Genomic DNA, 24,880 nt, shown 5'->3' on the forward strand with positions numbered 1-24,880 from the left:
CGATCCGCGCGGCCCAGGCTGCCGGATGGGGTACCTTTCGGTTTCATCTCGCTACGCATTGGCCCAAGGCAGCATCTGATCTGTGCTTGATGCACGACTGCGTCCTAACGTCGACTTCACAATGGTCTTCAGCCACTCGGAGTCGTCCATTAACGGACCGTTTTGGATCGCAACCAGCCCAACCGCAGCGTGAGCGCCAGCGTCCGCAGTGCGTCCGGAACGGTCGCTCAGGTCGAGGCGCCGGGCAGCAGGTCTGGGTCGAAAACGGCCCCTTCCACCAACTCTCGGCCGGCGCCGCAGTGCGGAAACATCGCGAAAAGTTAAGTTACCCCCCTTCAGAGCCGAGGGCTTATCTCACTGAGTCAGGTGAGCGAAACTTAGAAAGCCGTGACGAGAGTATGTTGGAAACAACACGCGGGACGCGCTCGCCGTTGGACTCGCTCGGAACTCAGCCCCTTGCTCGGGACGCGGTTCAACGCAGGAGCAAGGTCGGTATCTTGGCCGATCGCAGCAGGTCCGAGGTCTTGCTGCCGAACAAGAGGCTACGCAGCGGCGAATGACTGTAGGCGCCCATGATCAGCATGTCGATCTCATGCTCGCGGACATGTCCGGCGATGATGCCCTCCGCGTCGCCCGGGATCAGCGCGGACTCGACCTCGAATCCACCGCTCTCGAGTGTCGTCTTGGCCCATTCCAACTGGCGTGGACCGTCCTTGCGGCTCTTTCCGGACATCAACAGATGGATGGGCAACCCCCGAAACAGCGGGCTGGATGCGATCATCTCCACCCCGCGGCGGGTCATGGTGCCGCCGTCGAAGGCGATCATCGCCCGCCGCGGCTCTTGGAAACCCTGGGTGACGGCCAGGATCGGCTGCTTGAGGGCACGCACCATGCGCTCGACATTGCGGCCCAGGTCGCGCTGTGTCGTCTCCGCCGACTCGCCGCGCCGTCCGAGGACGAACAGACGCACGCTCGGCTGCTGCTCGACGAGCACCTCCTCCAGGTCGCCGTAGCGTTGACGCACATCCGGCGACGGCACCCCCGCCGCCATGGCGCGCTCGCGCAAACGATTGAGGAAAAGCCGACCCTGCTCGCGCACCTCCTTGCTGCGTGCGGCGTCCTCCTCGGACAGCTCGGTCAGAAGGTGTTGATGCGCGTTCACACCGATGGCCCCGCTCCGGTCTTTACCGGTGGAGATCTCGGTCTGACGATGGATGATGTGCAGCAACTCCATCGGTGCCCCCGTCCGACGCGCAGCCCAAGCCGCTGCATCGGTCACATTGTCGGCGAAGTGCGAATGATCGACGCACGCCAACACCTTTTTTTCGTTTTGCATGGAGAATTCCCCTGTTCAAACGCCCCCGTGACACAGTGCGTCGGTCTCGCACGGGCTTCAGGCTCCTGACTGACGACGGCTCGACGAGACCCGGTTATTCCATCTGAACCGCGCCGCGCCGACACCGTCTGTGTGAAACGAGGCCGATCACATCCGGCAACCCGTCATGTGACTCCGAGCGCGGTTCAGTGCCCCATCAGCTGCTCGACGGCATCCGGTTTGTCGTGCACCGCAAAACGATCCACCAGCGTTGCGCTTGCCTCGTTGAGGCCCACGACCTCGACCTCGGTACCCTCGCGGCGGAATTTGAGAACCACCTTGTCCAGGGCACTCACCGCAGTGATGTCCCAGAAATGCGCCCGACTGACGTCGATGCGCACCTTCTCGATCACCTCTTTGAAATCGAAGGAGGCGACGAAGCGATCGGCCGAGGCGAAGAACACCTGCCCCGTCACGACATAGACGCGCAAACGCCCTTCGTGCAGTGCCATCGAGCCGATATGCAGGATCTGTCCGACCCGATGGGCGAAGAAAAACCCGGAGAGCAGCACGCCGACCAGGACGCCTTTCGCCAGATCGTGGGTAGCCACCACGACGATCACGGTCGCGATCATGACGACGTTGGCGTTGAGCGGATGCTCGCGCAGGTTGCGGATCGATGCCCAGTTGAAGGTACCGATGGAGACCATGATCATCACGGCCACCAGGGCGGCCATCGGAATCATCGCGACCACGTCGCCCGCGAACACCACCATCAAGAGCAGAAAGACACCGGCGACGAGCGTGGAGAGACGTCCGCGACCGCCCGATTTCACGTTGATCACCGATTGCCCGATCATGCCGCAGCCGGCCATCCCGCCGATGAATCCGGAACCGATGTTGGCGACGCCCTGACCGACACACTCGCGGTTCTTGTCGCTGTTGGAGTCGGTCAGGTCATCGACGATCGAGGCGGTCATCATGGACTCGAGAAGACCGACCGCGGCGAGCGTTGCCGAAACCGGGAAGATGATCTGCAGCGTCTCCCAGGTCAGCGGGATGTCGGGAAACAGGAAGATCGGCAGACTATCGGGCATTTGGCCCATGTCGCCGACGGTGCGGATGTCCAGATCCAACGCGATCGAGACCCCCGTCAAGATCACGATGGTCACCAACGGGGACGGAACGACCTTCGTGAGATACGGGAAGAGGTAGATGATGCCGAGACCCGCGGCCACCATCGCGTACACCTCCCAGCTCATCCCGATCAGCTCGGGCAGTTGAGCCATGAAGATGAGGATGGCCAGCGCATTGACGAAGCCGGTGATGACCGAGCGCGACACGAAACGCATCAGGTTTCCGAGACGCAGGGCACCGGCGAGGATCTGCAGGATGCCGGTCAGGATGGTCGCGGCCAGCAGATACTGCAGTCCGTGCTCCTTCACCAAGACCACCATCAGCAACGCCATCGCCCCGGTGGCCGCCGAGATCATGCCCGGACGGCCGCCGACGAACGCGGTGACGGTGGCGATCGCAAAGGAGGCGTAAAGACCCACTTTGGGATCGACGCCGGCGATGATCGAGAAGGCGATGGCTTCCGGGATCAGGGCGAGCGCGACCACGAGGCCGGCGAGAAGATCGTTTCGAACATTGGAGAGCCAGTCCTGGCGCAAGGATTTCATGGTTTCAATTCCGTTTCTGATGCCTGTCGGGACGGCCGAAGAGGACGAAACAACAGGTGGCCGAGCGGCTGCTCGCGAACCGAGGAAGAGGTCGGCGTCGGATCGGATCCTGGAATCGGTCTGCAGCACGGCTCGAGCCGATGCGGGCGGCGGCCACACGAACCGTCGGAGACGTCGACTCGGAGAGGGATGGGGCTACACCGGGAAGGCTCTCGTTGGCTGTAAAGACGGCTTTCGCCGAACGCGGCGGCCGAAAAGCCTGATATCGGCGACCAAGAGCGCCGAGATGCTATCGGAACGACGCGCATCGATCAATGACCCCGGACGCCCCCTCCGGCGATCGGTCCGGCGACGCGACCCAAACCGGAATCGGTCCGGATGAAACCTCGACACGCCTTGATCACACCTCCGAACTAGGTGAGGATACTCAGGATTGAGAACCCCGATACTGAGCCCGCCTGCTCCCGCAAGGGGCGCCCCGCCGAGACAAATCAACAGGTGCCGGATGAGAGGATGTAAGCTCTGCCGATACAGGACGGTCTGCAACGATCTCCCCGGGGTCTGCATTCTGCTCATCTATGTCGCGATCTTCGTGGTGGTGACCGCGCTCGGCTACCTGTTCGTGACGCAGGAGCTGCTGCAATGACGAGCGTGGGCAAAGTCGTACATCGCCGAGGGTCGATCGCGGCCGGCGGCTGGACGCTGGTGGCTGGAGGCATTTCGGAACGATGAAACATCCTGTCGTGCTCGTCGGTGTCGGCGAGATGGGCGGCGTCTTCGCGCGCGGCCTTCTCAAGCTCGGCCATCCCGTCTTCCCCGTGCTGCGCGGGGCGTCGCTCACTGCGGCCGCCGCCCAGCTGCCCGAGCCGCAGCTCGTATTGATCGCGGTCGGAGAGGCCGACCTGGCCGCGACCCTAGGCGCCGTTCCGCCGCCATGGCGAGGGCGTCTCGGCCTGCTCCAGAACGAGCTGCTGCCGAGCGACTGGACCGACTGCGTCGAGCCGACCGTGATCTCGGTCTGGTTCGAGAAGAAGCCGGGGCGGGACCACAAAGTCATCATCCCCTCCCCCGTGTATGGTCCTCGGGCGGATCTGCTCGCCGATGCCCTGGCGACCCTGGCGATCCCCGCTCGACGCTTGAGCAGCGCCGACGAGCTCGTCTTCGAGCTGGTCCTCAAGAATCTCTTCATCCTGACGACCAACATCGCAGGGCTGCGCACGGGCGGAACGGTCGAGACCCTGTGGTCGCGGCATCGCGCCTTTGCCGAGGAGGTCGGCCATGAGGTGATCGATCTTCAGGAGGCCATGACCGGGCGTCGATTCGATCGCGATGCGCTCTTCAATGCGCTCGGCGTCGCCTTCGCGGGTGATCCCGAGCACGCCTGCATGGGTCGCAGCGCACCGGCACGCCTCGCCCGAGCGATCCGCAACGGCGAGACCTATGGCCTGGAGTTGCCGGTCCTGCACGCGATCGCCGCCGAGCAGGCATGAGCCGCGCCGTGACCGACGCCACCCCGCCCGAGAGCCCGCCTGCAAACGGGGCCGTGAACGAGACCGAGAGCGTGACGGGCGCGCTCCTCGCCCCCGGTCGCGCCGTCGAGCTGCATCTTGAGGTCCGATTCCAGGACGGCTTCGTCGCACTCTCCACCTTCGACGCCGACCCGATCGCCTGCACCATCGGCGACGGCACCCTGACACCGGCGTTCGAGTCGACACTCCTCGGTCTTGCCCCCGGCAGCGAGACCTATGTCGTCGCCCATGGCTCCGAGCTCTTCTCGCCCTATGACGAGGCCAATATCCACTGGATGGAGCGCGACGATTTCCCGCCCGACATCGCGCCCGTACCCGGCCTGGTCGTCGCCTTCGAGACGCCCGGCGGGCACGAAACCAGCGGGGTCGTCCTGGCCGCAGAGGCCGATCGCGTGCAGGTCGACTTCAACCACCCGTTCGCCGGGCGTTCCTTGACCATCCGCGTTCGGCTCTTGTCCGTGGCCGAATCCGAGCCCCCGCTCGAGCGTGCCCCCGGGACGTGAATTTTCCCGATCGATCCCCTATCCTCTGGACACTATGAACATCCTCCTCGCCAATCCCCGTGGGTTCTGTGCCGGTGTCGACCGCGCCATCGAGATCGTCGATCGCGTGCTCGAGCTCTACGGAGCGCCCGTCTATGTCCGGCATGAGGTGGTCCATAACCGCTTCGTCGTCGACGGTCTCAAAGAGCGCGGCGCCGTCTTCGTGGAGGAGGTGGACGAGGTCCCGGACGGGGCGACACTCATCTTCAGCGCACACGGCGTCGCCCAAGAGGTCCGGCGCGCGGCGGAAGGGCGCAACCTGCGTGTCTTCGACGCGACCTGTCCGCTCGTGACAAAGGTTCATCTGGAGGTCGCGCGGCACTGCAAGAACGGGATCGAGGTGATCCTGATCGGTCATGCCGGCCATCCCGAGGTCGAGGGCACCATGGGCCAGTGTCTGAGCGACGGCGGGGCGATGCATCTCGTGGAGTCGGTCGCCGACGTCGCCGGGCTCGAGATCAAGGACCCGTCGCGGGTGGCCTATGTGACCCAAACCACACTGTCGGTCGACGACACGAGCGGGATCATCGACGCACTGCGTGAACGCTTCCCCGAGATCCAAGGGCCGAAGAAGAGCGACATCTGCTACGCGACCCAGAACCGACAGGACGCGGTCCGCGATCTCGCCGCACGCTGCGATCTGCTGCTGGTTGTGGGCTCGGCCAACAGCTCCAACTCCAACCGGCTGCGCGAGCTGGCGGAGAAGCAGGGCTGCACCGCCTATCTGATCGACGGTCCCGAGGACATCCGCCGCGACTGGCTGAGCGCCGCGCCGCGGGTCGGGCTCACCGCCGGGGCCTCCGCCCCCGAGGTGCTGGTCGAGCAGGTCATCGCCCAGCTCCAGGCTTGGGGCGTCGCCGGGGTCGAAGAGCAGGACGGCATCCGCGAGCAGGTCGTCTTCCCCCTGCCGCGCGAGCTCGGCGCGAGGGCGGCATCATGAGCGATGTCCTCGTCGTCGGCGGCGGCATCATCGGTCTCCTGACCGCACGGGAGCTGGCCGAGGCCGGGGCCGATGTCACCTTGATCGAGATGGGCGAGACCGGCCGCGAGTCATCCTGGGCCGGCGGCGGCATCATCTCGCCGATCTACCCCTGGCGTTATCCGGAAGCGGTGACGGCACTCGCGACCTGGAGCCAGCACGCCTATCCGGAGCTGGCCGAGGCGCTGCTTCGGGAAACCGGGATCGATCCCGAGCTGACCCCGAGCGGCATGCTGGTGCTGGATATGGAGGAGCACTCGCTCGCCGTGTCCTGGGCCGAGCGCCATGGCCATCCGATCGAAGCGGTCGAAGGCGCACACCTGCACGAGATCGAGCCTCAGCTCGGAACCGGTCTCACCCGCGGACTCCTGCTGCCGCGCATCGCGCAGGTGCGCACGCCGCGCCTGACCAAGGCGGCTCGCCGCTCGGTGGAAGAACGCATCCAGCTGCGCGAAAACGAAGAGGTCTTGGAGCTTCTCGTCGACAGCGGTCAGGTCACCGGGGTACGGACCCCGGACGGCGCCATCCAGGCACGCCGGGTCGTCATCTGCACCGGCGCCTGGACCGCCAGGCTGCTCGAGCAACTCGGCGAAACACCGGACATCGCGCCGGTACGCGGTCAGATGATCCTCTTCTACGGCAAGCCCGGTCAGATCAACCACATCACCCTGCACCGCGAGCAGTACCTCATTCCGCGGCGCGACGGACGGATGTTGTTCGGGAGCACACTCGAGCACACCGGATTCGTCAAAACGACGACCGCCGAGGTCAAAGAGGCGCTCTACCGTGCGGCCTTCGAGATGTTCCCCGTTCTGAAACGCACCCCCATCGAAGACCATTGGGCGGGGTTGCGACCCAGCTCGCCGAGCGGCATCCCCTTTATCGGGGCCTATCCGGGTGTGGATGGCCTCTTTATCAATGCCGGACACTTCCGTAACGGCTTGGTCACCGGCCCCGCCTCTGCGCGCCTCGCGACCGATCTGATCCTGGGGCGCACCCCGATCCTGGACCCGGCCCCTTACGCGGTGGATGCCGCGCGCTGACCGGCTTACTCTGCTATAGCACAACAGGTATCTCAGCTTCGCTGCGCCTCGCTACCGCAGGGAACAACGCACCAACTTACCGGTGACCGGATTGCGCCTGCCGCCCGAGCAGCAAAGAGCTATACTCAGCCCTTTATTTAGCTCCATGGCAAGGGCACCATAATCATGCGTCCATCAACCCAGATCAAGCCGATCAGTCTTCTCAAGACGCAAACCGCCCAAGTCATCCGTCGCGTATGCGAGGATCGTGAGCCCCTAATCATCACTCAAAACGGCGAAGCCAAGGCCGTGATCCTGGATATCCAGTCCTATGAAGACCAGCAAGACACGGTTGCTTTGCTGAAGATACTCGCCCTAGGCAGTCGGCAGATCGCCGCAGGGGAGGTCAAACCGGCAGGCGAGGTGTTCGAGAGACTCCGCAAGCTCGAACGGTGATCATGTGCACAACAGGATCGTGAGACGTGTCCTCGGGATCGAGACCTCCTGCGACGAAACCGGCATCGCCGTCTACGACGGCGAGCGCGGTCTCGTCGCGCAAGCCGTCTACAGTCAGATCGAGATCCATGCCCAATACGGCGGTGTCGTCCCTGAACTGGCCTCGCGCGATCACGTGCGCAAGACACTGCCGCTGATCCGGCAGGTGCTTGAAGAATCGGGGCTCGATCCCGCGTCGATCGACGGCGTGGCCTACACCGCCGGGCCCGGCCTGGTCGGGGCACTCCTGGTCGGCGCGGCCTTGGGGCGAAGCCTCGCCTGGGCCTGGGGCGTGCCGGCCGTCGGCGTCCATCACATGGAGGGGCATCTGCTCGCGCCCCTGCTCGAAGACCCGGCGCCCGCCTTCCCCTTCGTAGCACTCCTGGTCTCGGGCGGACACACTCAACTGGTCGACGTGACCGGGGTGGGCCGCTACCGCATCCTGGGCGAATCGCTCGACGACGCCGCCGGGGAGGCATTCGACAAGACCGCGAAGATCCTCGATCTGCCCTACCCCGGCGGACCGGAGCTCGCCAAGCTCGCCGAGCGCGGCAACCCCGAGCGTTTCCGTTTCCCGCGCCCCATGACCGACCGACCGGGCCTCGACTTCAGCTTCAGCGGACTCAAGACCTTCGCACTCAATACCGTTCGCGAGACCCTTCCCGAGGCGCTCGACCCGGACCAGGCCCGAGCCGACATCGCCCGCGCCTTCGAGGAGGCCGTCGTCGACACCTTAGTGATCAAATGTCGCCGCGCCCTGCAGGAGACCGGCCATCGACGCCTGATCCTCGCCGGAGGCGTCAGCGCCAACCGCAGACTGCGCGAGCGCATGAACGCCGCCGTCACCGCCGCGGGCGGGGAAACCTTCTACCCCAGACCCTCTCTCTGTACCGACAACGGGGCAATGATCGCCTACGCCGGCTGGCAGCGCCTGCGCGCGGGCCATGTCGAACCACTCGCCTTCAAGCCCCGGGCACGTTGGCCGATGGAAGAGCTGACCCCCGCCTAAGGTCTACCGAGCCACCTCCGGGATCCTCTCGCCAACAGGGTCGCTCCATCCGTACCTGAAACGCAAAGCGGCCCAGTAAAGACGTCCACGTAAAGCCCCTATTCGATCGACGAATATCCTTATTGAAACAACATTGATTTCGGCCACGACTGAACCGGCACCGAACCGATGCAGAATCGCGTGAATCCCATTCACGAAACAAGGAATACGACTCGGCGCATCGACTGACCGATAGAGCCGTCATCGAGACCGACAAACAGATAGTGTGCAAACCAAACAGGCATTATGATACGGCGCCTTCTAATCATTCATCCTAACCGGAGGACATGTCGATGCCATTGATGACACGTGCGCTCGCCGAGCTGATCGGCACCTTTTGGCTTGTACTCGGCGGCTGCGGAGCCGCCGTCTTCGCCGCTGGCGTTCCCGATGTCGGAATCGGCTATTTGGGCGTCTCTTTCGCCTTTGGCCTGACCGTCTTGACGATGGCCTATGCCATCGGTCATATCTCCGGCTGCCATCTGAACCCCGCCGTCTCGCTGGGACTCGCCGTGGGCGGCCGCTTCCCCTTCTCCGATCTTCCGGTCTATGTCATCGCCCAGGTCCTCGGGGCCATCGCCGCAGCCTTCCTGATTTGGTTCATCGCCTCGGACATGGGGATGCACAAAGAGGGGCAAGCAACCTTCACGCTCGCCGCCAACAGCCTGGCCGTCAACGGCTACGACAGCCTCTCACCGCAGGGCTACGGCATGATCGCCGGACTGGTGACCGAGATCGTCATGACCGCGATGTTCCTCTTCATTATCCTGGGCGCGACCGACAAGCGCGGCATCGGCACCCATGCGGGTCTCGCCATCGGCCTGGCGCTCACGCTGATCCATCTGATCTCGATCCCGATCACCAACACCTCGGTCAACCCGGCGCGCAGCACCGGACCGGCTTTGGCGCTGCTCACCGGCGGAGAAGGTCAGGCGGCGAGCCAGCTCTGGCTGTTCTGGGTAGGTCCGCTGGTCGGCGCGGCAATCGCTGGCGTGGTGTATCGTCTTTTCGAGCAAAAACATACGGCTTGACGCGAGCAATCACGTTGGGACGCGACGCCCCTCGCGCTCGCGACCGACCGCCGACCGCTCGATCGGTACCGATCGAGCGGTCGGCGCAATTCGCCTCGAAGGCTTCGAGGAGCGGACCTCGGCCGCCGATCGGACCAACGGCAGCAGAAGACCGCGTGCAGCCTGACCTCGCCACTCCTTTGCGGCTTCGATCCCCGCCTGTAGGATGAGTCGTCATCCAGAGGCCGAGAGACAGCATGCAGCAGGAACCGCTACCGATCCCCTTGACCGACCTACGCCGTCGCGTCAACGTCGCACGTCATCTGATTCGAGCCGTCTTGACGGAGTTGGTCGGCCCGGTAGAGCTCGCGTTTGACTTCTACCGCGAGTGGAATGGATGCTGGCGCGTACGCGTCGAGATCAAGGACCCGATCAACGGACGACTGGAGTTCACCCTGATGGACACCCCGGGCGGCGGAATGCTCGCACTGCCCCGCCCTCTACCCGAACGCTGGCGCCTGGAGACCGGAATCCCGGCAACCGACGGCACACGCTGGACCCTGGATACGCAAGGGCACCTCCGGCCCTTCGTGCCGCCGAATGCAAAATCGCCATAGCCAGCCTATGGAGTCCGGTGCGCGCCGTCGATCGGCGACGCCTTTTCGCGAGGATTCTGCTCCAGTCTTGCGGCTTGCGCTGCCGGTCGCCTGGATCGCACTTCGGACGCACGGAGCCTGTGGCGCGAGGCGCTCGGAGAAGAGTGATGACTACCCTAGCGTTGCCGGATTCCGTTAGGATTGGCCGAGGAGAAGAATCGGCTATCGGCCTCGTCGTCACAACCAGCCCGAGGGGATCACGCTCATGAAAGGCGTTGTATTCGTTGAGTTTCTCGAAATGGTCGAGGCCCAGTTCTCCCCCGAGATGGCGGATGACATCATCGACGCCAGTGATCTTCCCTCGGGCGGTGCCTACACGAGCGTCGGCACCTATAGTCATGGCGAGATGGTTGCTCTGGTCGGAGCCCTGTCCGAGCGCACGGGCACCCCGGCACCAACCTTGATTCGGGCGTTCGGAGAGTTCTTGTTCGAGCGGTTTCACGTCCATCACGGTGACTTCTTCCACGGTATCGACGATAGCCTGGATTTTCTCGAGCGGATCGAGGACGTGATCCATGTTCAGGTGCGCAAGCTCTATCCGAATGCGGAGCTGCCTCGCTTCGAGATCGAGCGACCGGACCCGGATCACCTGCGTATGCTCTATCGCTCCGACCGGCACATGGGCGATTTGGCCGAGGGCCTGATTCGTCAGTGCATCGCGCACTTCGGGACGCCCGTCGTCATCGAGCGACATGATCTGGACGACAAGGGCGGGCTCGTGCGCTTCGAGTTAAGCCGCGTCCAGAGCGAGATGCTCACTTTCGAGTGAGCTCGACGTTTCGTGCATCCATGACCCTTAGCGGGGACGCGGTTTAAAAGTTTTATATTTTTTAAAACGTTAAACCGCGCCGACTCCAACGGTCGTCAAGTCTGCCGGGGTCGATCCCATCCAAAAACATCGCATAGCGCGCTGGGCGCGGTTTAAGCTGACCATGACCGAGACGCAAACAGATCCGGATCGGCTGCTGCGGCGCGCCGAACGCGAGCGACGTGCCCGCAAGGAGGCGGAACGACTCTTGGAAGAGAAAAGCCTTGAGCTCTACGAGGCAAATCAGGCATTGCAACGCCAGGCCGCTGCGTTGGAGGAGCAGGTACAGACGCGCACGGCCGAGCTGCACGCGGCACTCGAGCGAGCCGAGGAGGCGGTCCGCGCGAAGAGCGACTTTCTGGCGGTGATGAGCCATGAGATCCGCACGCCGCTGAATGCGGTCATCGGCATGTCCGAGCTCCTGTCGCTCGAGTCTTTGGCGCCCGAGCATCAGGAACAGGTTTCGCTGATTCACGATAACGGGCGCAATCTGCTCGCGTTGATCAACGACATCCTCGATTTCTCCAAGATCGAGGCAGGAAAACTGCAACTGGAGCAGGAAGTCTTCGATCCTGCCGATCTCTTGCAGAGCACCCTGCGCTCGTTCGAGGCACAAGCAGCTCCTCGCGGCGTGCGACTTCATAGTCAGCTTATGCCTCTGCCGCAGTGGGTCGTCGGAGATCGCCTTCGTTTGAGGCAGGTGCTCGCCAATCTCATCGGCAACGCGTTGAAATTCACCCTGCGCGGAGAGGTGCGCCTCGAGGCGGAAGCGAACGAGATGCCCGACGGCTGGCGCCTGCAAGTGCGCGTCGTGGATAGCGGCATCGGCATGAACGCCGAGCAGCAGGCGCGTCTGTTCCAGCCGTTTTCCCAGGCGGATGCATCGACCAGCCGACATTTCGGAGGCACCGGACTCGGGTTGGCCATTTGCCATCGGCTGGTGCACGAGATGGGCGGAGAGATTGCCTGCCGCAGCGCCCCCGGAGAAGGGTCCGTTTTCGCGTTCGATGTACAGCTTCAGCGGGCTAGCGACGTGCCGAGCGCCCGCGATGGCGCCGATGACGAGACCCTCTGTCGATGCACGGCGCCAAGCATTCGCCTTCTGATCGTCGATGACAATCCCGTCAACCGATTGCTTGCACGGCGCATGGCCGAGCGCCTCGGACATCAGTCGGAGATTGCCGCCTCAGGTCCCGAAGCACTGGAGATGGTTCAGCAGAACGACTACGACGTGATTTTGATGGACTTCATCATGCCCGAGATGGACGGCCTCGAGACCACGCAGCGGATCCGTGCGCTGGATCTGCCCCGCCAGCCGCGCATCGTTGCCCTCACCGCGAATGCCTTCCCGGAGGATCGGGCCAAGGCGCTGGAGGCCGGCATGGCCGGCTTTATCAGCAAACCCTTGCGTCTCGAGCAGCTTCGACTCGAGTTGTGCTCGATCTGTCTCGCGAAGCACGCGCAGGGTTCCTCCGTCGTGCCCTAATCCGTGCGATCTTAAACCGCGCCCGGCGCGGTCTGCGTAGTTTGTTGAATTGGCTTGGCCGCAGCGGCCCCGATCATTGTCGGAGCCGGCGCCGTTTAAGATTTTGAAAAATATAACATTCTAAACCGCGTCTCTGCGAAGAGCGGTGGATGCACCCAACTTCGAGTTCACGCGAAAGTGAGCATCTCGCTCTGGACGCGGTTTAGGTCACATCGCCGGGCCTCGCGCCTCCTCGCGGAGGTTACCCCAAGACGTCCTGCCCGCCCATGTAAGGCCGCAGCACCTCGGGGATGACGATGCGCCCGTCCGCCTTCTGATAGTTCTCCAGAATCGCGACCAGCGTGCGACCGACCGCCAAGCCGGAGCCGTTGAGCGTGTGGAGCAGCTCGGGCTTGCCGGTCTCGGGGTTACGCCAGCGGGCTTGGAGTCGACGGGCCTGAAAGTCGCCGAAGTTGCTGCAGGAGGAGATCTCGCGATAGGTCTCCTGGCCGGGCAACCAGACCTCGAGATCGTAGGTCTTGCGCGAGGAAAATCCGAGATCACCGCAACAGAGCGAGACCACGCGATAGGCGAGCCCGAGACGTTGAAGGATGGACTCGGCATGCCGGGTCAGGTCTTCGAGGGCCTGGAGCGAGCCTTCGGGCCGCACGGCTTGGACCAGCTCGACCTTCTCGAACTGGTGTTGGCGGATCATCCCGCGGGTGTCCTTGCCGTAGGAACCGGCCTCGCTGCGAAAGCAGGGTGTGTGGGCGACCCATTTGCGCGGCAGCTCGCCCGCCTCGAGGATCAGGTCGCGCAAGAGATTGGTGACCGGCACCTCCGCGGTGGGGATCAGATAGAGATCGCGCTCGCCCGGGACCTTGAAGAGATCCTGCTCGAACTTGGGAAGCTGGCCGGTCCCGTAGAGACTCTCCGCGTTCACCAGATAGGGAACATAGACCTCGGTATAGCCGTGCTCTGCGGTGTGGGTGTCGAGCATGAACTGGATCAGCGCCCGATGCAGACGCGCGAGCGGACCGGACAAGACCACGAAGCGCGAGCCCGTGAGCTTCGCAGCAAGGTCGAAGTCCATCCAGCCGTTGAAGGCGCCGAGGTCGACATGATCACGCGGTTGGAAGCCAAAGCTCGGCGGCTCGCCCCAGCGCCGCTCCTCGCGATTCTCGCGCTCGTCGCGCCCGTCGGGCACGCTCGGATCGGGCAGGTTGGGCAGCCCCAGGGCGATCTCCTCGACGGCCGACTGGATCTCGTCGAGCCGCACCTCGGATGCCTTCAGACGCTCGCCGAGGTCGGAGACCTCGGCCAGCAAGGGCCCGATGTCGGCACCGGACGCCTTGGCCTTCCCGATCGCCTTCGAGCGGGTGTTGCGCTCGTTCTGCAGCGACTGAACCTCGACCTGCAAGGCCTTGCGCTCGGCCTCCAACGACTCGATGCGCGCGGTATCCAGGACCAGACCGCGACGTGACAGGTGCGCAGCAACCTCGTCCAACCGGTTGCGCAGCAGGCGTGGATCTAACATTCGGATTCCTCGAATTCAACAGTAATCGGCCAAGAGACGAGATGGCCCGGACCGACGAAGCGCTCGACTCGAGCAATCGCCGCCGCGGCCTTTTCGGGTCGATCGAAAAACTCGACGACCAAGGGCAGGTCGAGCGAGAGATCGATCAGAGATGCGCCGTGCCGTTTCCCGGACGCCCCATACCCTTCGATCCCGCGCATGACGGTGACGCCTCGAACGCGGAGCTCGTCGTGCAGACAGGCAAGCACCGCCTTGAGCGCATGATCGGACTCGGACAGATAGATCCGAACCATGAGCGCCTCGACCCGACTCATAGCGACCTCCCGAGGATCACCCCGACCCAACAGACAACAATACAGAGCCAAACGCTGACAAGCATATTGAGAAAGGCCGTCAGCAAGGACCCCTCCTCCAATAGATTCAGCGTCTCGATCGAAAAGGTGGAAAACGTCGTAAAAGCGCCGAGAAAGCCGATCAGGATCGCACCGCGCCATTCGGGCGCCCAACTCAAGCGCTCGATCAAGAGGACGAACAAGAGGCCCATCAGGAAAGAGCCGAGCAGATTGACCGCCAAGGTCCCCCAAGGAAAGCCCCGGCCGAGCCACGCGTAAACACCGTTCGACATCCCGTAGCGTGCCAGTGCACCGAGTGCCCCGCCGGCGGCAATCGCAAAAAGCTGAAGCATCGAAGACCTACTTCAGAAAGCCCATCGTGAAATCACCGCTCAGATAGCCTTCCTTCAAATGCGGCTCCGCATCCAACTCCAGTGCCAAGCCGTGAAGATCGCGCGGCTGCTGATAGTTATAGCTACCCGGACCGTCCGTTCCCTTCAACAAATTGAAGATGAAACCGTGCCGGGATGCAGCAAAGCAACGGCGGATAAACTCCCACGTCTCCTCGCGGGTCAGGTTATTCATGGCACCGCTGCAAAGATAGTAGTCGGCGTGCGGAAGCCGATCCTCCAAGACATTGCAGACCCGGATCTCGCATCCGGTGCGACGGCGTGCGGCCTCCACCATCGGTTCCATCACATCCAGTCCGATGTAGCGCCCGGGCAGGCTGTTGCATCGATCGAGGTAGCGATGGAGATCGCCGAATCCGCAGCCCGCATCGACCAGGGTCAACTCGGACAGATCCTCGGGCAGGATCTCGCGCAGCACCTTGAAGCGCAGCTCTTGGCTTTGGGTCGACTGCCACTGCACGCCTTTGGCGGTCTCGCCGTGCGAGGTGAGCGAGTCGAGATAGAAGCTGGTGTTGTCGAGTCTCGGCATCGGTGGAAGCGATTGGGGTGTCGATCGAGGAAATGAACCGTCCGGGCGCATTCGAGCGCCGGGGATTCGGATCTGCGCCGGCTGCGGCGAGGAGCGAGCCGCATTCAACCGGTGCGGCGCGGAATCGGCGCGGCCTCAGACCCTCGAGAGGTTTTGGATTGCAGCGACGGCGGCTTTCCCGGCCGCATCGATGTCGGCCTCGCGCCCGGCCAGGGTCAGACGCCCGAATGCACCGACCGCACGCACGTCGATCAGGGTGACGTTCGATGCCTTTTCCGCCTCGTTGGCGGCATACACGACATAGCCGGCGGGCTCGGTCTCCAAAAAGAACATGCTCTGGCCGGGCAGGATCATGGATCCACGACGATCCTGCCGATTGATCAGGACCGCGTGGTCCGGGGTAATCGAGCGGATCGTCTCCCTCCAAGCGATTCGGCAGGTCTTGCGGGCGCCCTCGGTCGCATCGAGCGCGTTCAAGACCGCTCGACCGGCGTCCAGGACGTCGCTCTGATCGCGGTGGTGGATGACCATGGATCCGAAGGCACGCTCCACCACCTGCTGGCCGAGATGGACACGCGTCGCCTTCAGTGCGATATCCGTCAGTCGATGGACCGCCATCCCCGGCGCAACCTCGATCCAGAGACAGGCGTCCCCCGGCACCGGCAGAAAGCCTTGCGAGACGGTGCCCAAATACTCGGCGAGCTGCGGCTGAAGCGAATCGATGAAGACGTAGGTCCGTAGCTCGATCATTGGGTCTCTTCTGATGCTGTTGTCCCGCGCCGACGCCGATGCGAGCTGCGCGATGAAGTGGATGAATCCGAGGGACTCGGCGCTGCCGCGGCGCAGGTCCGGCGCAATGCGCAACGCTCGCATGCGGGACGCGTCCGACAGACCTCTTTGCCCTGCGACACGATGAGCGCATGGTACTCCTTGAGCATCGGCACGTCAGGGCCGAGTGCCTGCTCGAAGCCACGACGAATGACCTCGTAGGTCTCTCCGCCGGCGAGCAAACCCAGGCGTTCGAAGATCCGGCGCGTGTAGGCATCGACGACGAAGACGGGGCGGTCGAACGCGTAGAGCAGGATATCGTCCGCGGTCTCGGGGCCGATCCCTTTGATCGCCAAGAGGCGAGCGCGCAGATCGGGCGTCGCCAATGCAGCCAGCCCGGGATGCCCGCCGGCCTCCAGATAGGCCGCGCAAAAACCGCGCACCCGTTGCGACTTGACGTTGAAATACCCGGAGGGTCGCAGCGCGTCGGCAAGCTCAGGCGGATCCAAAGCGAGGATCGACTCGGCATCGAGCGAAGAGCGCAAACGCAGACGCTCCAATGCGCGCTCGACGTTCGTCCAGGCGGTATTTTGCGTCAGGATGGCCCCGATCATCACCTCGAAGGCGCTCTGCGCGGGCCACCAGTCCTGCTCGCCGAAGGCCTCGAGCAGCATCCCATACACGCGCAGCAGCTGCTCGGCGTTCACTCAGGGGCTCTTGGTCACGACCACCACACCCTTCTCGGAGACGGTGAAACGCTCGCGATCGCTCTTCGGATCGTGACCGATCTGCATCCTCGGCGGGATCTCCACGTCCTTCTCGACGATGCAGTTGCGCAGGTGCGCGCCCTCTCCGATCGTCACGCCGTTGAACAGGATGGAGGCCTCCACGATGGCCCCGTCCTGGACCCGCACCTTCGGAAAGAGGACCGAGTGATTGACCCCGCCCCCGCTGATCACGGTGCCGGCGGCCAGCATGGAGTTGACGAAGATGCCCTCGTTCCCGCTCGTTGCGCCCGGAACCGTGCGGGCCGGCGGATACTGACCCTGATAGGTGTGGATGTTCCAGTCGGCCTGATAGAGATCCAGAGGCGGCTCGGCGCGCAACAGGGCCATATTCGCCTGGTAATAGGCGTCGATCGAGGCGAGATCGCACCAGTAGCGATCCGGGGTCACGCGCCCGCGGTCCTGGCCGAAACGATAGGCGACAACGCGGCGATCGGCGACGACGGGGGCGACGATATCCAGCGCCAAATCCGTGTCGGCAACCACGCCGTCATCCCGGCGGGCCTGATCCAGACGCATCATCTCTTCGAGCAGGAAATCACGATCGAAGACATAGACGCCCATGGTCTCCAAGCGCTCGGCCTCTTCCGGCACGGGTGCAGCGAGGGCATTCTCGACCGGCGGCGATGCCGGTCGACCGAAACCGGCGATGCGCTCGCCCTCGGTCAGCTCGACACACGCCTGTGTTCCCGAGCCGCGCCCGTCGACCGCGCGAACCGCGACCGTGATCTCGGCCTTCGACTCCGCATGCGCGCGCACCAGCTCGGCATAATCCATGCGGTAGACGGCGCCTCCGTCCAAGACCAGGATCTGCCGGGCACGGCTGCGCTCGATCAGATAGCGATTCTGACGGATGGCGTCGAAGGGACCGGCGTACCACTCCTGACTCTCGCGCATCTGCGGCGGAACCGGGGTGATGAACTCGCGCAGCTCCGGATTGAAGATCGACCAGCCATCGCGCAGGTGCTTGTGCAGCGAGTGACTCTTGTACTGCGTCAGCACCAGGACCTGTCGCAATCCCGAATGCAGGCAGTTCGCCAAGGTAAAGTCGATCACGCGGAACTTGCCCCCGAAGGGCACCGCCGCTTTCGTACGGTGCTCGGTCAGCGGAGCGGGACCCGCACCGCGATCGATGGCAAGGACCAGGATAAGCGTTTCGGTAGGCATAGCGCAGCGGAATCACCGACGGGACCCCTCGTCCCGCCGCACAGTCTAAACCGCGCCGAGTGCGGTATGCGATGTTTTTGAAGGAGATCGGCCCCGGCAGACTTGACGGCCGCCGGAGCTGGCGCGATTTAAGAGATTAAAAAGTATACCATTTTGAACCGCGCCCCCGCTAATCGAGACGGTCGAGGCACACGCATCAGGGCCCTGCGGCCACCGCCGCATCGATCACGCCCTTCATGTCCCGAACAGCTCGATCGAGGCCCGAGAAGATCGCTCGGGCCACGATGGCATGTCCGATATTGAGCTCGCGCACGCCGGGAATGGCAGCGATGGCCTTGACGTTGTGGTAATCGAGACCATGCCCGGCATTGACGTGCAGGCCGAGCGAGAGCCCGAGGTTCACCGCGCGTCGAATGCGGGCCAGCTCGTCCGCACGTGCCGCTGCGGTCTCGGCGTCGGCATAGTGCCCGGTGTGGATCTCGATCACGGGTGCACCGACGGCGTGCGCGGCCTCGATCTGCTCCGGATCGGCGTCGATGAACAGCGAGACCCGGATCCCGGACGCGGCCAGGCGTGCACAAAAATCACGCAGGTGCGGCCGATTCCCGTGCACGTCCAGGCCGCCTTCCGTCGTGAGTTCCTCGCGCCGCTCCGGCACCAGGCAGCAATCGGCCGGTTTCAGACGACAGGCAATGTCGCCCATCTCCCGGGTCGCCGCCATCTCCAGATTCATCCGGGTTTGCAGGATGCCGCACAGCAGCTCCACATCGCGTTCCTGGATGTGGCGACGATCCTCGCGCAGATGCAGCGTGATCGAATCCGCACCTGCTTGCTCTGCGACGAGTGCCGCTTGGATCGGCTCCGGATAACGGGTCCCGCGCGCCCGGCGAATGGTGGCGACATGATCGATGTTGACGCCGAGCAGGACCCCGGCAGTGGTTTGACTGGTCAAGATTCAAGACTCCGATTCGTGATACCGGCATTCGGGGCGGAGGTAACGACAAAGCGCCGAAACAGCTCGCGGCTCTTCAACTCACGCCCCCCGAGATGGGGCTCCAGAAGGCGTCGCAGAAGTGCCCGGGCCTCGCGCAGCTGATCCGGGGCCAACCGGTTGCCTTGCGCCAATGCGAGCAAAGTCGCGCCGGAAATGCGGCCGTCGCGATCGTCCGCTCGGGCCCGCCGCATGCCCTGTCCGGGGACGAGCACGTAAACCCCGTCGGGCGCGACCGGCCGTTCGCTGTCGGTCTCGACATCCAGAGCGAGCGCATAACCGAGCTCGTCGAGCAGCCGAATCTCGAACTGACGGAGCAGGGTTTCAAGGTCCTCGCCACTCGCCAAGCCTGTCAGCGCGGCGGAATAGAAGGCGAACAGGGGATCGTGCGGATCATCGCGACCGAGCAGGCGAACCAACAGCTCATTGAGATAAAAGCCGCAAAACAGCGGACGCCCGAGCAGTCCGATCGCCGGCCCGGCAGCCTCGACCCGGGTCAGGGTCAAGACCTCGCCGCGGCCGATGGCGTCCAACCACAGGGGCTGGAACGGCTGGAGCAAGGCGCTGGTCGGATGCCGCGGTCGGCGCGCGCCCTTGGCGATCGCGGGAAATCGCCCTCGCCCGGCGGCGAACACCTCGAGCAGGAGACTGCTGTTGCCGTAATCGCGCCGATGCAGCACGAAGGCCTGAAACAAAGACCCGCGGGCGTTCACCGCACCGACTCAACCGCCCCCGCGCCCGTCCGAGGGCCCGTCTCCATAGCCGAGACGCCCCAGGGCGGCCTCGTCGCTCGACCAGCTCTTCTTCACCTTCACCCAGACCTCGAGATGCACCGGGCAGCCGAACAGCTTCTGCATCTCCAGGCGCGCCTGCGTGGCGGCGGCCTTCAGGGCCTCGCCCTGCCGACCGATGATGATGGCCTTCTGGCTCTGGCGCTCCACCCAGATCAGCGCATTGATCCGGTAACGTCCGCCGACCGCCTCGAAGCGCTCGATCTCCACGGTCGTGCGATAGGGCAGCTCCTCGCCGTAACGCTGTACCAGTTGCTCGCGCACCAGCTCGGCGGCAAAGAAACGCTCGGAGCGGTCCGTGATCTGATCCTCGGGGAACACCGGCTCGCCCTCGGGCAGACCGCGCAGCAGGGCAAGCTCGAGCACCTCGACCTGATCCCCGTTCGCCGCGGAGACCGGGATCAGGTCCACAAAGGGGTGACGCTGACCGAGATCCTGTAGGTAGGGCAGCAGATCCTCTTTGCTCGCGACCCGATCGACCTTGTTGACGGCCGCAATCACGGGCACGCCGGCGATCGCGATGGCTTCGAGTGCCGCAGCGTCCTCGTCTGTCCAGCGCAACGCCTCCACCACGAAGAGCGCCAGGTCGGTATCGCTGATCGCCGTGCGGGCTGCACGATTCAGATACCGGTTGAGCGCATTCGCCCCGCGCTGATGGATGCCGGGGGTATCGACAAAAAGGATCTGGCCCTCCGGGCGTGTCTTGATGCCGAGGATCGAGTGACGCGTGGTCTGCGCCTTGTGGGAGGTGATGGCGAGCTTTTGCCCCATCAGCCGGTTGAGCAAGGTCGACTTGCCGACGTTCGGCCGTCCGATGATGGCCACGGTCCCGCAACGACCGACGATGATTTCAGGCATTCTTCAGCTGCTCCAGCATGGCGTGTGCCGCCGCTTGCTCTGCACCGCGTCGGGTGCCGCCCTCTGCGCGGGTACCGAGATCCGCGTCGGAGAGCGTGCAACTGACCACGAAGGTTTGGGCATGTTGATCGCCGCCGGTGGCCACGACCGCATATTCGGGAAGCGGCCGGCGCTGCGCCTGGAGCCATTCCTGGAGTTGCGTCTTGGGGTCCTTCCCGGCATGCGTCGCGCTGGTCTGCGCCAAGCGTGTGGCGAACAGACGCAGGACCAGCTCTCGTGCGGACGTAAATCCCGCGTCCAGGTAAACGGCCCCCCAGAGGGCCTCGAAGGCATCGGCCAGGATCGAGTCGCGGGCATAGCCGCCGGTGCGCAGCTCCCCGGCCCCCAGATGCAGGTAGTCACCGAGATCGAGTCCACGGGCCAGCGCAGCCAAGGTCTCGCGCTTGACCAAAGACGCGCGCATCCGGCTCAAGGTCCCCTCGTCCGCCTCGGGAAAGCGCTTCCAGAGCGCCTCCGCGATGACGAAACCGATCAAGGCATCGCCGAGAAACTCCAGACGCTCGTTGTTTGCGGATGCTGCGCTGCGGTGAGTCAACGCCTGCAGGAGAAGCTCCTCGCGCGTGAACTCGTGTCCGATGCGCCGGGCGAGCCTCAGGGGATCGGCGTTCACTGACCGACCTTCGTAAGATCGTCGCTCATTGGCCCTTCACCTCCACCTGATAGGCGAAGGTCAAGACCGTGTCGATGTTGAAAAAAAGATGCTGGCGCTGCTCGTAGTCGAGGGACACCTCGTAGAGGTTCTCGCCGGTACGCCGAATCTTGAAATCCTTGACGCTCACCTGACTGACGCTGTTGATGTCGAGCCGCTTGCCGATCTGATTGGCGATCTCGCGCGCGCCGCCGGTGATCGGTGTCGATTGCTCCGCGACGTTGTCCATGACGGATTTGATCGTCCAAAAACCCATGTATGCCGGCCCGAGCTTGAACGCAATGGTCACGAAAAAGATGATCAGCGAAAGGATGACAAGGATCGACAACATCCCTGCCCCGTTTTGACGGCCGTGCAGACGCGATCTCATAAGCACCTCCTCGAGGACCGCAGCTGGCGCTCCGGTCCGTCCTGATCGGATCAATCGATCCCGTTGCCGAGACGCCCCCACGCGATCGGGGAACCGTCGCGACGCCCGTCCCAATGCATCCAGATACCGAACGCCTTGCCGACCAGGTTGTCTTGAGGCACGAAGCCCCAGCACCGGCTGTCGTTGCTGTTGTCGCGATTGTCGCCCATCACGAAATATTGACCTTCCGGGACCTTGATCGGCCCATAGGCCAGCACCCGGCATCCCGGCGGCAGGTCCGGCGCGTTCTGTCGGGTCAGGATCCGATGCTCGACCTCGCCGAGCTGCTCGAGCGCCTCGCGCGCGCCGGTCATTTCCGCGCCCGACCCGACACCCGTATAGCGACCGATCGGCAGCTGCGCGACCGGCTCGCCGTTGCGATAGATGGTCTTGTTTTGGTAAGCGATCTCGTCGCCCGGAACACCGATCACACGCTTGATGTAGTCGACCGAGGTGTCCTGCGGGAACTTGAAGACCACGACGTCGCCGACCTGAGGGTCGCCGATTTCGAGGAATCGGGAGTTGAGCACCGGCCACCGCAACCCGTATGCGAACTTGTTGACCAGGATGAAATCGCCGGTCAACAGCGTCGGCATCATGGAGTTCGACGGGATCCGAAACGGCTCGACCAGAAAGGAGCGCAGCACCAAAACGGCGAAGATGACCGGAAAAAAGGAGCGCGCATACTCGACCAAGACCGGTTCCTTGTAGGCCGGCTTGGACCCGTCCGTGAGCACGCCGCCGCCGACCGCAGCTTGGGCCAATCGACGCCGGCGCGGCGCGAACATCACCGCATCGACCAGCCAAATCCCGCCGGTCACGACGGACGCCAATACCAAGAAGGCAGGGAAATCGAAATTCATGGGTAGGTTTATAAAATCTCTCGGTGATCCATAGATAACGCTGCGATCGGTTCTCGGTGCTTCATTCTCATCGCCGCAGCGTGAACAAGCGCCGTAGGGTGGACAAGCACCGTAGGGTGGACAAGCGCCGTAGGGTGGACAAGCGCAGCGCAGTCCACCAGCACCGGTGCAGGGTTCGCCAAACTTCGCTCTCGCTCGTCCACCCGACCTGCGACAGGCATCCCGGATTCGAGAATACCGACCGCCTCCGATCCGACGCCTTAAAATAATCCCCTAATCACTTGAACCGCGTCGATTCAAACGTTCATCGGCCCCCGCAAGGCCGATCCAACGCACACCGTCGCAGATCACGCGGGACGCGGTTCAATTATCTTTGCCGACCTGAAGCACCGCAAGAAACGCCTCCTGCGGGATCTCCACGCGCCCGACCTGCTTCATGCGCTTCTTGCCGGCCTTCTGCTTTTCCAACAGCTTGCGCTTGCGGCTCACGTCGCCGCCGTAACACTTGGCCGTGACGTTCTTACGCAGCGGCTTCACCGTGGTGCGTGCAATGACCTTGGTACCGATCGCGGCCTGAATCGCGACCTCGAACATCTGGCGCGGGATCAGATCCTTCATCCGCACGGTGATGTCGTGACCGCGGCTCTGCGAGAGTGCGCGGTGCACGATCGAGGAGAGCGAGTCCACCTTGTCGCCATTGATCAGCACATCGAGCTTGACCAGATCGGCGGCTTGGAAGCGCTTGAACTCGTATTCAAACGAGGCGTAGCCCCGGCTGACCGATTTCAGTCGATCGAAGAAATCCAGCACCACCTCGCTCAACGGCAACTCGTAGCTCACCTGGACCTGACCGCCGAGATACTGGATCTGCTTCTGCACCCCGCGCTTCTCGATACACAGCGTAATCACCGAGCCCAGATAATCCTGCGGCACCAGGATATGCGCCTCGATGATGGGCTCCCGGACCTCGCGAATCTGACCGGGGTCCGGCAGGTTGGCCGGATTGTCGATCTTGATGAGCGCCCCGTCCGAGCGCAGCACCTCGTAGACCACCGTGGGCGCGGTCGTAATCAGGTCCAGATTGTATTCGCGCTCGAGGCGCTCCTGGATGATCTCCATGTGGAGCATGCCGAGGAAGCCGCAGCGAAAGCCGAAACCCAGCGCCTGAGAGACCTCGGGCTCGTAGTTCAGCGCAGCATCGTTGAGCCGCAGCTTGCCGAGCGCCTCGCGCAGGTCTTCGTAGTCGTCGGAAATCACGGTATAGAGCCCGGCGAAGACCCGCGGGCGCACCTCCTTGAATCCGGGCAGCTTGGGTGCCGGGGCATCCGGGCGGGTGATGGTGTCGCCGACCGGCGCGCCGTCGATCTCCTTGATGCCGGCGATCATGTACCCGACCTCGCCGGCGCCCAGACGGTCGCGCTCGGTCTTCTTCGGCGTGAAGACGCCGACCGCATCGACCTGTTGCGTGCGTCCGGTCGACATGATCAGGATCTTGTCGCGACGGCGCATCTCGCCGTTGACCACACGCACCAGCGAGACCACGCCCACATAGGGGTCGAACCAGGAATCGATGATCAGCGCCTGCAGCGGCGCGTTCACGTCGCCGCGCGGCGGCGGGATGCGTTGAACCAGGGCTTCGAGCAGCTCCGGGATCCCCTCGCCCGTCTTGGCACTGACCCGCAGAGCATCCTCGGCATCCAGACCGATGATCTCCTCGATCTCCTTGATCACACGCTCCGGCTCGGCCGAGGGCAGATCGATCTTGTTCAGGACCGGCAGGACCTCGAGCCCCTGCTCGATGGCGGTGTAGCAATTGGCGACGCTCTGCGCCTCCACGCCTTGAGCGGCATCCACCACCAGCAGCGCGCCTTCGCAGGCGGCGAGCGAGCGCGAGACCTCGTAGGAGAAGTCGACATGCCCGGGCGTGTCGATGAAGTTCAGCTGATAGATCTCGCCGTTGCGCGCCTTGAAGTCGAGCGTGACGCTCTGCGCCTTGATCGTGATCCCGCGCTCGCGCTCCAGATCCATCGAATCGAGCACCTGGCTCGACATCTCGCGCGCGGTCAAGGCACCGCTGTGCTGGATAAAGCGGTCGGCGATGGTCGACTTGCCGTGATCGATATGGGCGATGATCGAAAAATTTCGGATATGACTGAGGTCTGTCATGAAGCTGGAGGTCG

27 protein-coding genes are annotated in these 24,880 nt (G+C 63.8%); 11 read left to right on the top strand and 16 right to left on the bottom strand.

Going from position 1 to position 24,880, the window contains the following annotated elements; translation table 11 throughout:
• Positions 1–472 precede the first annotated feature (472 nt).
• Complete coding sequence (locus tag THIMADRAFT_RS20910) at positions 473–1,336, bottom strand: universal stress protein (RefSeq protein ID WP_007195109.1); 864 nt, start codon at positions 1,334–1,336, stop codon at positions 473–475.
• A 185-nt stretch (positions 1,337–1,521) separates the two neighbouring features.
• A complete protein-coding gene (locus THIMADRAFT_RS20915) occupies positions 1,522–2,997 on the bottom strand; it encodes a SulP family inorganic anion transporter (RefSeq protein ID WP_007195110.1) in 1,476 nt (491 codons plus the stop codon).
• Positions 2,998–3,502: 505 nt separating this feature from the next.
• On the opposite strand from THIMADRAFT_RS20915, the gene THIMADRAFT_RS27545 reads away from it, so the two are divergent.
• From THIMADRAFT_RS27545 to THIMADRAFT_RS20965, 11 genes are all read left to right on the top strand, one after another.
• On the top strand, positions 3,503–3,643 hold the full coding sequence (locus tag THIMADRAFT_RS27545) for a hypothetical protein (RefSeq protein ID WP_007195111.1): 141 nt from the start codon (positions 3,503–3,505) through the stop codon (positions 3,641–3,643).
• A gap of 82 nt (positions 3,644–3,725) precedes the next feature.
• Complete coding sequence (locus THIMADRAFT_RS20920; RefSeq protein ID WP_007195112.1) at positions 3,726–4,487, top strand: hypothetical protein; 762 nt, start codon at positions 3,726–3,728, stop codon at positions 4,485–4,487.
• A complete protein-coding gene (locus THIMADRAFT_RS20925) occupies positions 4,484–5,029 on the top strand; it encodes an FKBP-type peptidyl-prolyl cis-trans isomerase (RefSeq protein WP_007195113.1) in 546 nt (181 codons plus the stop codon). The genes THIMADRAFT_RS20920 and THIMADRAFT_RS20925 overlap by 4 nt, the downstream gene beginning before the upstream one ends.
• Before the next feature lie 34 nt (positions 5,030–5,063).
• Entirely contained in the window at positions 5,064–6,008 is a 945-nt protein-coding gene (ispH, locus tag THIMADRAFT_RS20930) for a 4-hydroxy-3-methylbut-2-enyl diphosphate reductase (protein ID WP_007195114.1), read from the top strand.
• Positions 6,005–7,090 (top strand): glycine oxidase ThiO, encoded by a 1,086-nt coding sequence (gene thiO / locus THIMADRAFT_RS20935; protein WP_007195115.1) that lies wholly within the window; start codon positions 6,005–6,007, stop codon positions 7,088–7,090. Before ispH ends, thiO begins: the two co-directional genes overlap by 4 nt.
• Positions 7,091–7,255: 165 nt before the next feature.
• Positions 7,256–7,525, top strand: coding sequence for a type II toxin-antitoxin system Phd/YefM family antitoxin (locus THIMADRAFT_RS20940; protein WP_007195116.1), 270 nt, complete (start codon positions 7,256–7,258; stop codon positions 7,523–7,525).
• 19 nt (positions 7,526–7,544) lie between these two features.
• Complete coding sequence (tsaD, locus tag THIMADRAFT_RS20945) at positions 7,545–8,573, top strand: tRNA (adenosine(37)-N6)-threonylcarbamoyltransferase complex transferase subunit TsaD (RefSeq protein ID WP_007195117.1); 1,029 nt, start codon at positions 7,545–7,547, stop codon at positions 8,571–8,573.
• A 332-nt stretch (positions 8,574–8,905) separates the two neighbouring features.
• On the top strand, positions 8,906–9,643 hold the full coding sequence (gene aqpZ, locus THIMADRAFT_RS20950) for an aquaporin Z (RefSeq protein WP_007195118.1): 738 nt from the start codon (positions 8,906–8,908) through the stop codon (positions 9,641–9,643).
• Positions 9,644–9,879: 236 nt separating this feature from the next.
• Complete coding sequence (locus THIMADRAFT_RS20955) at positions 9,880–10,239, top strand: hypothetical protein (protein ID WP_007195119.1); 360 nt, start codon at positions 9,880–9,882, stop codon at positions 10,237–10,239.
• Between the two features lie 244 nt (positions 10,240–10,483).
• Positions 10,484–11,047 carry a heme NO-binding domain-containing protein gene (locus tag THIMADRAFT_RS20960; RefSeq protein WP_007195120.1) on the top strand — a complete coding sequence of 188 codons (564 nt, stop codon included), beginning with the start codon at positions 10,484–10,486 and terminating at the stop codon, positions 11,045–11,047.
• 163 nt (positions 11,048–11,210) lie between these two features.
• Entirely contained in the window at positions 11,211–12,572 is a 1,362-nt protein-coding gene (locus tag THIMADRAFT_RS20965; RefSeq protein ID WP_007195121.1) for an ATP-binding protein, read from the top strand.
• 241 nt (positions 12,573–12,813) lie between these two features.
• On the opposite strand, the gene serS is transcribed toward THIMADRAFT_RS20965, so the two are convergent.
• The 14 genes from serS to lepA all read right to left on the bottom strand — a co-directional run bounded on the left by serS (position 12,814) and on the right by lepA (position 24,866).
• On the bottom strand, positions 12,814–14,088 hold the full coding sequence (serS, locus tag THIMADRAFT_RS20970; RefSeq protein WP_007195122.1) for a serine--tRNA ligase: 1,275 nt from the start codon (positions 14,086–14,088) through the stop codon (positions 12,814–12,816).
• A complete protein-coding gene (locus THIMADRAFT_RS20975) occupies positions 14,082–14,402 on the bottom strand; it encodes a DUF190 domain-containing protein (RefSeq protein ID WP_007195123.1) in 321 nt (106 codons plus the stop codon). The genes serS and THIMADRAFT_RS20975 overlap by 7 nt, the downstream gene beginning before the upstream one ends.
• A complete protein-coding gene (gene crcB / locus THIMADRAFT_RS20980; RefSeq protein WP_007195124.1) occupies positions 14,399–14,773 on the bottom strand; it encodes a fluoride efflux transporter CrcB in 375 nt (124 codons plus the stop codon). The genes THIMADRAFT_RS20975 and crcB overlap by 4 nt, the downstream gene beginning before the upstream one ends.
• Before the next feature lie 7 nt (positions 14,774–14,780).
• Positions 14,781–15,359, bottom strand: coding sequence for a class I SAM-dependent methyltransferase (locus THIMADRAFT_RS20985; protein ID WP_007195125.1), 579 nt, complete (start codon positions 15,357–15,359; stop codon positions 14,781–14,783).
• Positions 15,360–15,494: 135 nt separating this feature from the next.
• A complete protein-coding gene (locus THIMADRAFT_RS20990; RefSeq protein ID WP_007195126.1) occupies positions 15,495–16,109 on the bottom strand; it encodes a BMC domain-containing protein in 615 nt (204 codons plus the stop codon).
• Positions 16,106–16,834 (bottom strand): endonuclease III domain-containing protein, encoded by a 729-nt coding sequence (locus THIMADRAFT_RS20995; protein WP_007195127.1) that lies wholly within the window; start codon positions 16,832–16,834, stop codon positions 16,106–16,108. The genes THIMADRAFT_RS20990 and THIMADRAFT_RS20995 overlap by 4 nt, the downstream gene beginning before the upstream one ends.
• The gene (locus tag THIMADRAFT_RS21000; RefSeq protein WP_007195128.1) at positions 16,835–18,079 is read right to left on the bottom strand and encodes a GlgC family sugar phosphate nucleotidyltransferase; all 1,245 of its coding nucleotides are present in this window, start codon (positions 18,077–18,079) and stop codon (positions 16,835–16,837) included.
• A 196-nt stretch (positions 18,080–18,275) separates the two neighbouring features.
• Positions 18,276–19,031, bottom strand: coding sequence for a pyridoxine 5'-phosphate synthase (gene pdxJ / locus THIMADRAFT_RS21005; protein ID WP_007195129.1), 756 nt, complete (start codon positions 19,029–19,031; stop codon positions 18,276–18,278).
• Positions 19,028–19,783 carry a DNA repair protein RecO gene (gene recO / locus THIMADRAFT_RS21010; RefSeq protein WP_007195130.1) on the bottom strand — a complete coding sequence of 252 codons (756 nt, stop codon included), beginning with the start codon at positions 19,781–19,783 and terminating at the stop codon, positions 19,028–19,030. Before recO ends, pdxJ begins: the two co-directional genes overlap by 4 nt.
• A 9-nt stretch (positions 19,784–19,792) precedes the next feature.
• Positions 19,793–20,719 (bottom strand): GTPase Era, encoded by a 927-nt coding sequence (gene era, locus THIMADRAFT_RS21015; RefSeq protein ID WP_007195131.1) that lies wholly within the window; start codon positions 20,717–20,719, stop codon positions 19,793–19,795.
• Positions 20,712–21,389, bottom strand: coding sequence for a ribonuclease III (gene rnc / locus THIMADRAFT_RS21020; protein ID WP_007195132.1), 678 nt, complete (start codon positions 21,387–21,389; stop codon positions 20,712–20,714). Before rnc ends, era begins: the two co-directional genes overlap by 8 nt.
• A gap of 25 nt (positions 21,390–21,414) precedes the next feature.
• The gene (locus THIMADRAFT_RS21025) at positions 21,415–21,798 is read right to left on the bottom strand and encodes a DUF4845 domain-containing protein (protein ID WP_007195133.1); all 384 of its coding nucleotides are present in this window, start codon (positions 21,796–21,798) and stop codon (positions 21,415–21,417) included.
• A gap of 50 nt (positions 21,799–21,848) precedes the next feature.
• Entirely contained in the window at positions 21,849–22,700 is an 852-nt protein-coding gene (gene lepB, locus THIMADRAFT_RS21030) for a signal peptidase I (RefSeq protein ID WP_007195134.1), read from the bottom strand.
• Positions 22,701–23,063: 363 nt separating this feature from the next.
• Positions 23,064–24,866, bottom strand: coding sequence for a translation elongation factor 4 (gene lepA / locus THIMADRAFT_RS21035; protein ID WP_007195135.1), 1,803 nt, complete (start codon positions 24,864–24,866; stop codon positions 23,064–23,066).
• Between the last annotated feature and the right edge of the window lie 14 nt (positions 24,867–24,880).

The sequence above is a fragment of the Thiocapsa marina 5811 genome, assembly GCF_000223985.1.
Taxonomy (GTDB): Bacteria; Pseudomonadota; Gammaproteobacteria; order Chromatiales; family Chromatiaceae; genus Thiocapsa; species Thiocapsa marina.